The following is a 14,330-nucleotide window of genomic DNA, read 5'->3' on the forward strand; positions in this document are numbered from 1 at the left end:
AACATAGAAATATAAATTAAAAAAACCAATCTAATTTTTAACACATCATTAAACTTATATTTTCATATTATCATATAGCTAATAATCTAAATCATCACGCACTATTATCTCAACTTGAGACTAAGCAATAGTAATTACCTTTAAACCAAACAAGATTTTCTTAAAGAACAATAAATAAAAAAATTTAAAAACAACAATAGAATAAATTTAAAAAGGCAGCCTAACCAATAATATAAAAACAGATACAAAAATGCTACTACATATAACCAACAAAAAACTAATTAAAAATAAGTAAAAATTAAAAAACTAACATTTTATACTTAGACAAGAAATAGCAATGATAAAAAATTTGATTAATAATATAAGAATTAAAGCAGATTAACAACAAAGCCCGCAACGACCTACTTTTCCAACATCCCAGTAAGGGAGAGTATCATCAGCCAGGACGAGCTTAGCTTCTTGGTTCGAGATGGAGCAAGGCGTTTCCTCGTCTGTATAGTCACGGGCAGTGTTAAATAAAAGATATATTAGCTAAATCTCTTATTTAACACTACTAGATAAAGTTAAAAGTCATAAACAAAGTTTTATAAAAACATATCTTATTAAGTTTTTACCCTTAACAAGGAAGTGATGCTTATTAAAAGATAAGCAGACGAGCTATTAGTACTGGTCAGCTAAAGGACTTTCATCCATTACACACCCAGCCTATCAAACACATAGTCTATATGAGCTCTTAAAAGAAGATTCATCTTGGAGTTGGCTTCCTGCTTAGATGCTTTCAGCAGTTATCACATCCCAACATAGCTACCGAGCGGTGCCCTTGGCAGGACAACTCGTACACCAGTGGTTGGTTCGACCCGGTCCTCTCGTACTAGGGTCAACTCTCCTCAATCTTCTTGCGCCCACGGCAGATAGGGACCGAACTGTCTCACGACGTTCTGAACCCAGCTCGCGTACCGCTTTAAATGGCGAACAGCCATACCCTTGGGACCTGCTCCAGCCCCAGGATGCGATGAGCCGACATCGAGGTGCCAAACCTCCCCGTCGATGTGAGCTCTTGGGGGAGATCAGCCTGTTATCCCCGGGGTACCTTTTATCCTTTGAGCGATGGCCCTTCCACACAGAACCACCGGATCACTAAGACCGACTTTCGTCTCTGCTTGACGTGTATGTCTCGCAGTTAAGCTGGCTTATGCCTTTATACTCTACGAACGATTTCCAACCGTTCTGAGCCAACCTTTGTAAGCCTCCGTTACATTTTGGGAGGCGACCGCCCCAGTCAAACTACCCACCAGACATTGTCCTACTTGAGGATAACTCAAGCTAGTTAGCTATCAGAATAAAAAAGAGCGGTATCTCAACAATGGCTCACCATAAACTGGCGTCTATGGATCAAAGCCTCCCGCCTATCCTGCACATTTTTATCCCAATAGCAGTGTCAAGCTGTAGTAAAGGTCCACGGGGTCTTTCCGTCTTGCCGCGGGTAGGAGGAATTTTCACCTCCACTACAATTTCACTGGATCCCTCTTCGAGACAGCTCCCATCTCGTTACGCCATTCATGCAGGTCGATATTTAATCGACAAGGAATTTCGCTACCTTAGGACCGTTATAGTTACGGCCGCCGTTTACTCGGGCTTCGATCAAACGCTTCGCAGAGCTAACGTCATCAATTAACCTTCGAGCACCGGGCAGGCGTCACACCCTATACATCCTCTTACGAGTTAGCAGAGTGCTGTGTTTTTGGTAAACAGTCGGGAGGGACTCTTTGTTGTAACCTTCAATGCTTACGGAGTAAATCCTTCACAAAGTTAGGCACACCTTATACCGAAGATACGGTGCTATTTTGCAGAGTTCCTTGAAGAGAGTTCTTCCACGCGCCTTAGAATACTCATCCCACCCACCTGTGTCGGTTTACGGTACGGGCAACTATAACTAAACTTAGAAACTTTTCTTGGCTCGACAGTATCAAGGATTTACGATTCATTCCGAAGAACTTCACGCACCTGTAAGGCCTCGGCTTAAAGGAGTTCGGATTTGCCTGAACTCCAACCTGCACCTTTCGACCAGCACTACCATCCGCTGGCTCCTCTAACTCTAAGCGTCCTTCCATCGCACATTATAGTTGGCATTGGAATATTAACCAATTTTCCATCGCATACCCCTTTCGGACTTTGCTTAGGACCCGGCTAACCCTACGATGACGAGCATCGCGTAGGAAACCTTGGGTTTACGGCGTTGGGGATTCTCACCCCAATTATCGCTACTCATGCCTGCATGCTCACTTGTATTCGCTCCAGCACTCCTTACCGGTATACCTTCAACGCAAATACAACGCTCTCCTACCACTTAGTAAAACTAAGTCTAAAGCTTCGGTACTCATTTTAGCCCCGTTATATTTTCCGCGCAGAATCACTAGACCAGTGAGCTATTACGCTTTCTTTAAAGGATGGCTGCTTCTAAGCCAACCTCCTGGTTGTTTAAGTAACTCCACATCGTTTTCCACTTAAATGAGATTTAGGGACCTTAGCTGTTAGTCTGGGTTGTTCCCCTCTCGACGACGGATTTTATCACTCGCCGCCTGACTGCCATGATTACACACTAGGTATTCGGAGTTTGATAGGGTTTGGTACATTGGTGTATGCCCTAGCCCATTCAGTGCTCTACCCCCTAGTGTTACTACATGACGCTATACCTAAATATATTTCGGAGAGAACCAGCTATCACGATGTTTGATTGGCCTTTCACCCCTATCCACAAGTCATCCCATAGCTTTTCAACGCTAGCGGGTTCGGTCCTCCACCGGCTCTTACACCGGTTTCAACCTGCTCATGGATAGATCACATCGTTTCGGGTCTGCAACGTCTGACTAAACGCCCTATTAAGACTCGCTTTCGCTACGGCTCCGGGTTTCCTTAACCTCGCCAGACATCACAACTCGCAGGCTCATTATGCAAAAGGCAGTCCATCACCCTGATAAATCATAGGGCTCTGAATGATTGTAAGCAAATGGTTTCAGGTTCTATTTCACTCTGATCACCTCAGTTCTTTTCACCTTTCCCTCACGGTACTTGTGCACTATCGGTCTAGTAGTAGTATTTAGGGTTGGATAGTGGTCTACCCAGCTTCAGACAGAATATCACGTGTTCCGCCCTACTCAGGATACTGCTAAGTAAAACAAAGATTTCATATACGGGGGTATCACCCTCTGTGCCTAACCTTTCCAGGTCGTTCTATTAGCTAAGTTTAGTCTATATTGCAGTCCTACAACCCCACTAGTAAACTAGTGGTTTGCCCTCTTACGCGTTCGCTCGCCGCTACTAGCGTAATCTCTTTTGATTTCTTTTCCTAAGGGTACTAAGATGTTTCAATTCCCCTCGTTCGCTCCGTTATACGGTAACTAATATCTCTATTAGTTGGGTTGCCCCATTCAGAAATTCCCGGATCAAAGCCCCTTGACGGCTCCCCGAGACTTATCGCAGCCTGGCACGTCTTTCATCGCCTCTACTAGCCAAGGCATCCACCACTTGCTCTTTGTAGCTTACCTTTTCTATATTAGATTATTCTAATTCGCATCACTTCCTTGTTAAAGATAACTTTATGTTACTACATTTAAATTCTAACTCTCAAGACGGAAAGCATTGACTACTATTTAGATAAGTTTTAAATCCTAAATAGATTGTGATGTCAAACTTTTGCATTAAATGCAAAGAGAATAGAAATTTAAATCTTTAACAAGTCCTGTAAAATTGTTTTTAAAACTTGCTTGTGACTATTAACAATATTAATTAAAAGAACATTTAGACTTCGCAGACTAGCAAGCTAGTCTTTACGACCAAAGAGTTACACCCTTTGGAAACCCCTAAAGCACAAAGTTGCTTTCGGCAACTTCGTCATCAATAAAGATTAAGTACGCTTAAAAGTCTAAAGTAAATGTTTCTAAAAACACTTAATATAGACTTTTACTGTTAAACTATTTTATGGTGGAGAATAGCGGGATCGAACCGCTGACCTCCTGCGTGCAAAGCAGGCGCTCTCCCAGCTGAGCTAATTCCCCAATTAAATTCTCTGGTGGGCCTAACAAGACTTGAACTTGTGACCTCACCCTTATCAGGGGTGCACTCTAACCAGCTGAGCTATAGGCCCCTATAGGTCTATCAATCTTTCAAAACTAAACAAGGATGATTGAGAATATCTTTCTTATAGATATCTTGTGAGAGAATATCTATATGTACTCTAGAAAGGAGGTGATCCAACCGCAGGTTCTCCTACGGTTACCTTGTTACGACTTCACCCCAGTCGCTGATTCCACTGTGGACGGTAACTAATTTAGTATTCCGGCTTCGAGTGAAATCAACTCCCATGGTGTGACGGGCGGTGAGTACAAGACCCGGGAACGTATTCACCGTAGCATGGCTGATCTACGATTACTAGCGATTCCGGCTTCATGGAGTCGAGTTGCAGACTCCAATCCGAACTGGGACATATTTTATAGATTTGCTCCATCTCGCGATATTGCTTCTCATTGTATATGCCATTGTAGCACGTGTGTCGCCCCGGACATAAGGGCCATGATGACTTGACGTCGTCCACACCTTCCTCCTCCTTACGAAGGCAGTCTCATTAGAGTGCTCAGCCGAACTGTTAGCAACTAATGACGTGGGTTGCGCTCGTTGCGGGACTTAACCCAACATCTCACGACACGAGCTGACGACAGCCGTGCAGCACCTGTCTTAACATTTCTGCAAGCAGACACTCTTCTATCTCTAGATGATTTGTTAGATATCAAGTCCGGGTAAGGTTCTTCGCGTATCTTCGAATTAAACCACATGCTCCACCGCTTGTGCGGGTCCCCGTCTATTCCTTTGAGTTTTAATCTTGCGACCGTACTCCCCAGGCGGTATACTTAATCCGTTAGGTGCATTACTGCCAAGACTAGCTTAGCAACAACTAGTATACATCGTTTAGGGCGTGGACTACCAGGGTATCTAATCCTGTTTGCTCCCCACGCTTTCACGCATTAGCGTCAGTTGAGTTCCAGCAGATCGCCTTCGCAATGGGTATTCCTGGTGATCTCTACGGATTTTACCCCTACACCACCAATTCCATCTGCCTCTCCCTCACTCTAGATTATCAGTTTCCCAAGCAGTTCTATGGTTAAGCCATAGGATTTCACAAGAGACTTGATAATCCGCCTACGCGTCCTTTACGCCCAGTGATTCCGAGTAACGCTTGCACCCTCCGTATTACCGCGGCTGCTGGCACGGAGTTAGCCGGTGCTTATTCGTTAGGTACCGTCATTGTTCTTCCCTAACAAAAGGAGTTTACGCTCCGAAAAGTGTCATCCTCCACGCGGCGTTGCTGCTTCAGGGTTTCCCCCATTGAGCAATATTCCCTACTGCTGCCTCCCGTAGGAGTCTGGACCGTGTCTCAGTTCCAGTGTGACTGATCATCCTCTCAGACCAGTTATGCGTCATAGCCTTGGTGAGCCATTACCTCACCAACTAGCTGATACAATATAGCCTCATCCTACACCGAAAAACTTTCCCTATCTAACTTATGTCAGACAGGAGTATAGAGTATTAGCAGTCGTTTCCAACTGTTGTCCTCTAGTGTAGGGCAGATTAGCTATACATTACTCACCCGTGCGCCACTAACTCATAAGAGCAAGCTCTTACTTGTCCGTTCGACTTGCATGTATTAGGCACGCCGCCAGCGTTCACTCTGAGCCAGGATCAAACTCTCCATATTAACCTTCTTTAGCGTAAAGCAGAGCTTTACTAAGAAGCAACACTAAAGACTAGGATTGCTAATGCAATCTAGTAATAATGTTTTTACTAAAATTGCTTTTAGTATTTATTATGAAGTTTTTAATCAAAAAAACTTTTAGTTTTTATATTAGTTTGTCTAATCTATTATTTAATCATAATAGACTGGCTCAATCGATCACTTGTTTAGATTTCAAAGATTGACTAATAGTTTAACAATTGAAAGTTAAAAGAACTTTCTGCTCTGCATTCTGCAAAACAGAAAGTGAAGTATATAGAAGTGATGCTTAAAAGTAGATAAAAATCAGGCTATTTTTTAAAAGCCCATAAAGAAATTTTGAAGTCCGACCTTTTCGTTAAAAATAATATCTTTTTTATTTGGATCGTACTTAAATTTACTTACTACTTTTTTGCCATCTTCTTTTAAATATCCAGCAGATATAAGCGTTGGCTCGATAAGAGTCATCTCAGGGAAGAGCGTATCAAAAAATTTAGCCAAACTCTCATCCACGCTTAGCTCACCATTAAGTGATAGCTTATCAAAGATCGCAAGCTGACTTTCTCCGCTTTTAAAGCCATTGATGGCAGCATCTAGTTTTAAATTTATCGCATTATTGCCATTTTTAAAGCTTAATGTATCCACTTTCACACTTGGATTTTTCTCTAAAATTTGACCCATTACTTCGTCCAAATTTAACCCAGCAAATATACTCTCATTTGTATCAACATTTACATTACTTAGTCTATCAAGTATATTATTTATAGTTGGCACGTTGATATTTACTATTTTGCTATCTAAGATAAAATCTGTAAATTTCACTTTATTAACAGCAACTGCACCTATCTTCACCACATCTTTTGAGCTACCAAGATCATTTGAGACTTCAAATTTAGAGTTATACTCAAGATCGTCTAAAGCGACATTGCCATCCTTTTCATCTATTAATGCTAATTTTTTAATCTTAGCCTTTGCTACGTAAGGAGCTAATTTGCTCTCAAATATCTTTGAAATTTCAACTGGCACAGTGTAGCTTGTATCTATATCGACGCCTTCAAGATTAACTTCTGCTTTATTTTCTTCGTTAAGGTCTTTTAAAGCAACTTTTTCAACGCCCAAGTTTGCACTATTTACATTATCTTTTGCGTCCAGTTTCAAGCCAAATTTCACATCCTTTGTATGAATGTTCATAGTTTGCTTGTCACTAAAGTCGATATCGCTAAATTTAACATTTACATCTTTATCGCCACTCACGCTAGCTTTTGTTTTAGCCGTTGCGACGACATTTGATCCAAGAAATGAAGCTACGATATTTTTTACCGCTTCATTTTGTATAGAAATTTTTGAGTCGATCTCAAAGCCATTTACAAATGCAAGCACTGAGTGAGAAATTTCATTTTCCACCTTAAAATTTAGATCCTCATCTGCATCTTTGCCAGCTAAATTTTTCAAAAGATCTTTTGAAACTACAAGATCAAATGATCCTTTTGAGCCAAGAAAACCTTTTTGATAGCTGTTTTCTGAAACTTTAAAGCCATTTATATCATTTAGTCTATCAACTATCCTTTGATAGTTCTCCTCAACCTTGTTTGAGGCGAAATAAACAGCGCCTGCGACGATCACGATAACTACGATTAGAGCAGATATCACCTTTTTCATACTTTTCTCCTTTTTGTAATGTGTTGTAAAAACAACCAGATACCAAATAATAAGCCTACCATAGCAAGTGGCATGATATATCCATGCGAGCCAAGATAGTCACTCACACTCATAAAATAATCCCCTGCTTTATAGCTTGCAAGACCGACGATCACTGCCCAAAGCACTGAAGAGACCAAATTTATAACACTAAATTTATAAAAAGAGTATTTTGTAAGTCCAAGCGCGATAGGCACCAAAGTTTTGACGCCATAGATAAATTTCTTGATAAATATTATCTTATCGCCGTGCTTTTTAGCCAAAATTCCAGCGTAGGCAAGCTTTCTTTTGTGATTTTTCACATAAGGCATAAGCGAGCTTTTGTTAAACCTTGCGACGTAAAAGATCAAAGTATCGCCGATCGTGTTTGCCACGGCAGCGACGATTATGCTAAGAGTGATGTCCATTTTGCCTGCAAAGCTTAATATCCCAGCAGCGATAAGCGCAACCATGCCACCACCAAGGCTGTAAAAAAACAGCACAACGTAGCCGTAAGTTGAGATTGAGTTTATAATATCTTGCATCATTGCCCCAAAAGTTTAGAAGCAGAAGATATTAGTTGCTCGTATGCGTAGCCACTTTGTTTTAAAATTTCATCCTTTGCGCTAATGACTGCTCCGCCAAAGCTAGCTCCAGCGAAAAACCCATCATTTGTGGCATACGCATAGATGTCGCTTGAAAATTTAAAATCGCTTACTTTATTATAATTGCGTCCGATATCGCCAAATGCCACTGAAAGCTTCGTATCAAGCGTGATCTTAGCGTCTTTTATGTCGTAGATGATACTATCTTTAAAAATAAATAGCACAAGCGAGCTATCTTCATAACCAAGCTGTATGCCGATGCTGCCGCCACTTATACTAACTGGCAAAATTTCACTTGGAGAGTTGATGTTGCCAACGACCATGATGCCATCTCCGCCCATGCCACCAACAACAAAACCAACCTTTTTAACACTTGGAAAGATGATCGTCGCTTTTGACTGCTCGATGAGCTCTTTTATAGGAGCATTTCTAGCGCCTCTCATCGTCGTTATAAACGAATTTGCCGAGTCTAACACGAGCTCCTCGCTGGTAAAGCCAAACGAGAAAAACATTATTAACGATAAAAGAAATTTCATATCTTGCCGTTATTTCGCAAAATCAACAGCGCGAGTCTCTCTGATAACGCTTACTTTGATCTCACCAGGATACTGCACCTTACTCTCGATCTCTTGAGCTATCTCTTTTGCCACAAGCACTGCCTCATCGTCGTTTATGAGCTTAGCATTTGCAATGACACGGATCTCACGGCCAGCGTTGATCGCATAAGCTTGCTTGATGCCCTCTTTGCTTTTTGCGATGTTTTCGATCTCTTCAACACGTTTTAAGAAGCTCTCAAGCACCTCGCGTCTTGCTCCTGGACGAGCGGCACTTAGTGCGTCAGCCGCGCAAACAGCGGCACTTTCTATGCTTGTTGCCTCTTCATGGCCGTGGTGAGCGTAGATCGCATTGATGACAACTGGATGCTCCTTGTAGCGTTTGCAAATTTCAGCTCCAAGATCGACGTGGCTGCCCTCGTACTCGTGAGTTAGCGCTTTGCCGATGTCGTGAAGTATGCCAGCTCTTTTTGCTAGCTTTTCATCTCCACCACACTCTGCTGCGATGATGCCAGCGAGGTGAGCCACTTCAAGGCTATGAGCAAGGGCATTTTGACCATAGCTTGCTCTAAATTTAAGCTTGCCTATTAGTTTTACTATCTCTGGATGAATTTTATTTAGACCAAGATCCATGACGATATTCTCGCCCTCTTCTTGTATGCTTTGCTCAAATTCTTCAGTCACTTTTTTGTGAAGATCCTCTATCCTAGCTGGCTGAATTCTGCCGTCCTCCACCAAAAGCTCGATCACTCTTGTTGCGATCGCACGTCTGTAAAGATTAAAGCTGCTTAGTATGATAGCATGCGGGGTATCGTCGATGATGATATCAACGCCAAGCACCATTTCAAGGGTTTTGATGTTACGTCCCTCTTTGCCGATGATCCTGCCTTTTAGCTCATCGTTTTTGATATTTACGACGTTTATTAGACGCTCAGCCGCAAATTCTCCAGCAAATCTTGACGTAGCCTGCGCCAAGATGTAATTAACCCTCTTTTTAGCCTCTCTTTTTGCCTCTTCTTCGTATTTTCTAACGATGTGAGCGATGTCGGCGCGTGACTTCTCCTCGACCTTTTTTAGCACGACCTCTTTTGCCTCTTCTTCCGTTAAGCCAGCAGCGTGCTCAAGCACCCTTATCGCCTCTTCTACTTTGTTTTGATAAGTTGCTTTTAAATTTAAACCCTCTTCGTAAGTGACCTTCGCATCTTGCTTATCTTTTTCAAAAAGCTCTTTACTCTCATTTAAAAGCTCTTGCTCATTTAGCAAAATTTTCTCTTTTTTAGTCAGCTCATCAAATTTACTTGCATACTCTTTTTGAAGCTTTGTTGTCTTGTCGTCATATCTTTTTTTAGCCTCAAATTCAGCCTCTTGGACTGAAATTTTAGAGTTTTTAAGCGTTAGCTCAGCTTCATACTCGATGGCTTTTGCCTTTGCTTTTGCCTGCTCTAAAAATATGTTGTAGTTTGCATCATTTATCTTTTTGGCGTAGAGATACCCTGCTCCAACGCCCACCACACCGGCTCCTAAGCCTATTAAAACCTCTATCATTTATTCCTCTTTTTATATAATTTTTGCTTGGGGTTATATAAAAGTCTCCTACCGCATCGTGTGCCTGCGAGAGCACATCTTTGGTGTAGAAGTCTTTTACCTCTAAGAAAACTATCAGTTTTGGCTTAACGGGCAAAGTGTCAAAAAATCTATCGTAAAATCCTTTTCCGTGCCCTATCCTTGCCATAGCTCCATCAACCCCAATCGCTGGAACTACCGCCATATCGAGTTTAACATTATTCATTTTTTTGCCAGATGGCTGTCTGACATTAAATTTATAAGTTAGAAATGGCAGTCGCAATCTTACCATCTCTAAGCTAAGACCTACCATAAAAGGGGCAAAAATTTCACATTTTTGTGATAAATTTCGTCTTATTTTAAGCACATCGACTTCGTAGTTAAGCGGCAGGTAAAAGAGCACCTTTTTAGAATTTGTATAATTTATCAAATTTAAAAGTGTTTTTGCTGCCTTATAATGCGTGCATTTTGCTCTAAATTTAGCAAGCTTTATCAAATTTGCTCTTGCATTTTTTCTAAATTCGTTTTTTTCTAAATTAACGCTCATTTTATGCTCTTTCTTGTATAATCCTGAAACATTTTTCAAAAGGAAATTTATGACACTAAAACGCGCAATTATAACATCACTTTGTCTTTTTGCATTTTTCGGATGCGGCGACGACAAAAGCCAAAAGAGCGAGCAAAACACTAGCGAGCCAGCTGTGCAAAGTAAAAATTTAGAAGAAAATGCCAGCAAAGATGAAAATTTAAGCAAAGACACACTCACTCCAAAAATGAATGAGAGCGCACAAAGCGACGAAGTAAAAGAGATAAGTCTAAAACTGCTTAATGGCACAACTATGCAGATCACAAAAAGAAGCAATGGCTTTGACGTAAAAGATGGCAAAAAAGCGACACTTTACGTATTTTTCGCCACTTGGTGCCCACCATGCAAAGCTGAGATCCCATCTTTAAACAACCTAAGTGAGAAATTTAAAAACGAGCTAAACATTGTTGCTGTCTTGCTTGAAGACAAGAGCGAGGACGAAGTTAAAGAATTTGCTCAAAAGTATAAGATCAAATACGACATCGCAGTTGGCGAGGGAAATTTCTTATTTGAAAAGGCGATGGGCGGCATCAAAGGACTCCCAGCATCTGCGCTTTTTAAAGCAAATGGCGACTACGCTCAAGGCTACATCGGTCTTGTACCTGAAGAGATGCTCGAAACTGACATAAATAGGGCCATAAAATAATGCTTGAGTTTTTAAAAAGAGGCTTTGAAAAGACCTTTGGAGCGATAAGCTCGGCTAAAAAGTCAAAAAAGATCGACAAAGAGAGCTTAGAGGAAATTTTACTAGAAGCTGACGTGGCTTACGAGATCGTAGAGGAGATTTTATACTACTTGCCGCCACAAGATGAAGTGAGCAGAGCCGACCTTAGACGCGTTATGAGTAGTTATTTTATCTACGAAAAAGAGCGCGTGATCGAGCCTGATAAGCCATTTGTCGATCTCATCCTTGGCGTAAATGGCGCTGGCAAGACGACGACCATCGCAAAGCTAGCAAATTTATATAAAAATAACGGCAAAAGCGTCATTTTGGGCGCTTGCGATACATTTAGAGCTGGGGCTATCGAGCAGCTGCGCCAGTGGTCAATCAGGCTAAATGTACCGATAGTCGCCACCCAGCAAGGGCATGACCCTTCAGCTGTGGCCTACGACACGATCAGCTCGGCCCTTGCAAAAGGCATCGACCGCGTCATCTTGGATACGGCTGGCAGGCTTCAAAACCAGACAAATTTGGCAAACGAGCTTGATAAGATCGTTCGTATCAGCAAAAAAGCCTACGAAAAGGCGCCACACCGCAAAATTCTCATCCTTGATGGCACGCAGGGCAACGCTGGTGTCGCACAGGCAAAGGCATTTAACGAGATCGTCTCGCTTGATGGCGTCATCATCACAAAGCTTGACGGCACTGCAAAGGGCGGAGCGCTATTTGGCGTGGCAAGAGAGCTTGAGCTACCTATATTTTATATAGGCGTTGGCGAGAGCATGGACGATATCATCAAATTTAACCCAGACGAGTTTTTAGACGAGCTGATGGACGCCATTTTTGAGTAGGGTAAAATTTCTTAGTAAAATTTGCTTTTTCGCTGCACTTTTGGCGATTGATTTTCTTGCATTTACTCCAAAAAGTCCTGCGATCATCGAAAACTCGTGGGACAAAGCAAATCACTTCTTAGCTTTTTTCGTCCTTTATATCCTACTCTACCTTGGCTATGAGTTTAAAATTTTAAAAAATTTAGCCCTACTTTTAGCCTTTGGCGTGCAGATAGAGCTCGTTCAGGCATTTTTACCAAACAGGAGCTTTAGCCTGCTTGACATCGTAGCAGACATGATCGGAGCGGCCTTTGGAGTGATAGTAGTTGAAATTTTAAAAAGGATATATTATGGCAAAAGCAAAGCCAGTTTTTGAGTGTCAAGCCTGCGGTAATCAACAGGCAAAGTGGCTGGGCAAATGCCCACAATGTGGGGCTTGGGATAGCTTTGTCGAGCTTAGCCAGCAAGAGATAAAGACAAGTAAAGAGATAGCAAAAAGCGCTAGCACACCCAGTAAAGCCATAAGCATCGACGAAGTTGAAATTCAAAATTTCACGAGATTTAGCACCAAAGATAGCGAGCTAGACCTTGTTCTTGGTGGTGGCGTGGTCGAGGGCTCGCTTGTGCTTATAGGCGGTAGTCCGGGCATCGGCAAATCAACCCTGCTTCTAAAAATCGGCTCAAATTTAGCAAAAGACGGCAAAAAAACGCTCTATGTAAGCGGCGAAGAGAGCCAAAGCCAGATAAAAATGAGAGCTGACAGGCTAAATGCTGTGGATAAAAATTTATACCTGCTAACTGAAATTTGCCTAGAAGATATTATGCTAGAAGTGCAAAAGAGCGACTACAAGGTGCTAGTCATTGACTCCATTCAAACACTTTATAGCCAAAATATAACCTCCGCGCCAGGCTCGATCACGCAGGTTCGTGAGATCACATTTGAACTGATGAGGCTTGCAAAGAGCCAAAATATCTGCGTTTTTATCATCGGTCACATAACCAAAGAGGGCTCGATCGCAGGACCTAGAGTGCTTGAGCATATGGTCGATGTGGTACTTTATTTTGAGGGCGACGCGAGCAGAGAGCTTAGAATTTTACGTGGATTTAAAAACCGCTTTGGCTCGACAAGCGAGGTTGGTATATTTGAGATGAGCCAGCAAGGGCTCGTGAGCGCAAATGAGGTCTCAAGCAAATTTTTCACACGCGGCGGGGCGATGAGTGGCAGTGCGATCACCATCATAATGGAAGGCTCAAGGGCGCTTAGCATCGAAATTCAGGCGCTTGTTTGCGAAAGTGCCTATCCAAAACGAAGCTCGACTGGCTTTGAGAAAAACCGCCTAGATATGCTGCTAGCCCTACTTGAGCGAAAGCTTGAAATTCCACTTGGGCACTACGACGTCTTTATAAATGTTTCAGGTGGCGTTAAGATAAGCGAGACCGCTGCCGATCTAGCCGTCATCGCAGCGATAATCAGCAGCTTCAAAAACCGCCCCATCAGCAAGGACAGCGTCTTCATCGGTGAGCTAAGTCTAAATGGCGAGATAAGAGAAATTTTCAACCTCGATCAGCGCTTAAAAGAGGCAAAAACGCAGAAATTTAAAAACGCCATCATCCCAAACAAACCGCTTGACACGCAAGGTTTAAAGTGCTTCTACGCCAAAGATATCACTCAAGTGCTTGAGTGGATGTAAATTTACTCTGGAACAAATCATGCTTGCTTTTTGACAGATAATATCAAGGAGCAAGTTATGAATGATATTAGCATCTTAAGCACAAATGTAAATTCATATACCAAGCAACAACGCAAACAAGGCAGGTCTGCAAATTTTAGTGATGTTTTTAACCAAAAAACCAAAGAAGAGAGCATTAAGCCAAGCCAAGAGCCAGCTAAATTTACTTATACAACTTCTTCACAAAACAGCCTCATCTCTTTAAATTTCAGTGATCTTCAAGCTTACGGCTACACAGTAGATAAAGCTGGCTTTATGGGAGCTGATTTTAACAAAGCAGCGGGCTTACCGCAAGACTTTAAAATCCATAAAAGCACACTTGATGAGATAGTTAGATACAACAACAAAACACATCTCTTC

General features: G+C 41.9%; 10 protein-coding genes, 2 tRNA genes and 3 rRNA genes. 5 read left to right on the forward strand and 10 right to left on the reverse strand.

Annotation, left to right across the window (positions count from 1 at the left end):
* Nucleotides 1-388: 388 nt before the first annotated feature.
* The 10 genes from rrf to F3G86_RS04825 form a co-directional block, all read right to left on the reverse strand.
* A 5S ribosomal RNA gene (gene rrf / locus F3G86_RS04780) occupies nucleotides 389-507 on the reverse strand.
* A 133-nt stretch (nucleotides 508-640) separates the two neighbouring features.
* Nucleotides 641-3,545 (reverse strand): 23S ribosomal RNA (locus F3G86_RS04785).
* A 434-nt stretch (nucleotides 3,546-3,979) separates the two neighbouring features.
* Nucleotides 3,980-4,055, reverse strand: a tRNA-Ala gene (locus F3G86_RS04790).
* A gap of 12 nt (nucleotides 4,056-4,067) precedes the next feature.
* Nucleotides 4,068-4,144, reverse strand: a tRNA-Ile gene (locus F3G86_RS04795).
* Between the two features lie 94 nt (nucleotides 4,145-4,238).
* A 16S ribosomal RNA gene (locus F3G86_RS04800) occupies nucleotides 4,239-5,749 on the reverse strand.
* The 16S, 23S and 5S rRNA genes sit together here with 2 tRNA genes alongside, the layout of an rRNA operon.
* Before the next feature lie 333 nt (nucleotides 5,750-6,082).
* Nucleotides 6,083-7,423, reverse strand: a complete 1,341-nt coding sequence (locus tag F3G86_RS04805; RefSeq protein ID WP_149722877.1) for a DUF945 family protein — start codon at nucleotides 7,421-7,423, stop codon at nucleotides 6,083-6,085.
* Complete coding sequence (locus F3G86_RS04810; protein ID WP_188115730.1) at nucleotides 7,420-7,986, reverse strand: DedA family protein; 567 nt, start codon at nucleotides 7,984-7,986, stop codon at nucleotides 7,420-7,422. Before F3G86_RS04810 ends, F3G86_RS04805 begins: the two co-directional genes overlap by 4 nt.
* Nucleotides 7,986-8,582 carry a lipid-binding SYLF domain-containing protein gene (locus F3G86_RS04815; protein ID WP_149722876.1) on the reverse strand — a complete coding sequence of 199 codons (597 nt, stop codon included), beginning with the start codon at nucleotides 8,580-8,582 and terminating at the stop codon, nucleotides 7,986-7,988. Before F3G86_RS04815 ends, F3G86_RS04810 begins: the two co-directional genes overlap by 1 nt.
* Nucleotides 8,583-8,591: 9 nt before the next feature.
* The gene (gene rny, locus F3G86_RS04820) at nucleotides 8,592-10,145 is read right to left on the reverse strand and encodes a ribonuclease Y (protein WP_034901872.1); all 1,554 of its coding nucleotides are present in this window, start codon (nucleotides 10,143-10,145) and stop codon (nucleotides 8,592-8,594) included.
* Nucleotides 10,066-10,710, reverse strand: a complete 645-nt coding sequence (locus F3G86_RS04825; RefSeq protein WP_149722875.1) for a 5-formyltetrahydrofolate cyclo-ligase — start codon at nucleotides 10,708-10,710, stop codon at nucleotides 10,066-10,068. Before F3G86_RS04825 ends, rny begins: the two co-directional genes overlap by 80 nt.
* Before the next feature lie 49 nt (nucleotides 10,711-10,759).
* On the opposite strand from F3G86_RS04825, the gene F3G86_RS04830 reads away from it, so the two are divergent.
* The 5 genes from F3G86_RS04830 to F3G86_RS04850 all read left to right on the forward strand — a co-directional run.
* A complete protein-coding gene (locus tag F3G86_RS04830; protein WP_149722874.1) occupies nucleotides 10,760-11,395 on the forward strand; it encodes a TlpA family protein disulfide reductase in 636 nt (211 codons plus the stop codon).
* Complete coding sequence (ftsY, locus tag F3G86_RS04835) at nucleotides 11,395-12,261, forward strand: signal recognition particle-docking protein FtsY (protein WP_021085234.1); 867 nt, start codon at nucleotides 11,395-11,397, stop codon at nucleotides 12,259-12,261. Before F3G86_RS04830 ends, ftsY begins: the two co-directional genes overlap by 1 nt.
* On the forward strand, nucleotides 12,254-12,616 hold the full coding sequence (locus tag F3G86_RS04840) for a VanZ family protein (RefSeq protein WP_021085260.1): 363 nt from the start codon (nucleotides 12,254-12,256) through the stop codon (nucleotides 12,614-12,616). Before ftsY ends, F3G86_RS04840 begins: the two co-directional genes overlap by 8 nt.
* Entirely contained in the window at nucleotides 12,591-13,931 is a 1,341-nt protein-coding gene (gene radA, locus F3G86_RS04845) for a DNA repair protein RadA (protein WP_149722873.1), read from the forward strand. The genes F3G86_RS04840 and radA overlap by 26 nt, the downstream gene beginning before the upstream one ends.
* A gap of 57 nt (nucleotides 13,932-13,988) precedes the next feature.
* Nucleotides 13,989-14,330, forward strand: a 342-nt coding sequence (locus tag F3G86_RS04850; RefSeq protein ID WP_411160680.1) for a Cj0814 family flagellar-dependent secreted protein, incomplete at its 3' end; no start/stop codon positions are given.

Origin of the sequence: Campylobacter concisus (genome assembly GCF_902460595.1) — a bacterium.
Taxonomy (GTDB): domain Bacteria; phylum Campylobacterota; class Campylobacteria; order Campylobacterales; family Campylobacteraceae; genus Campylobacter_A; species Campylobacter_A concisus_BL.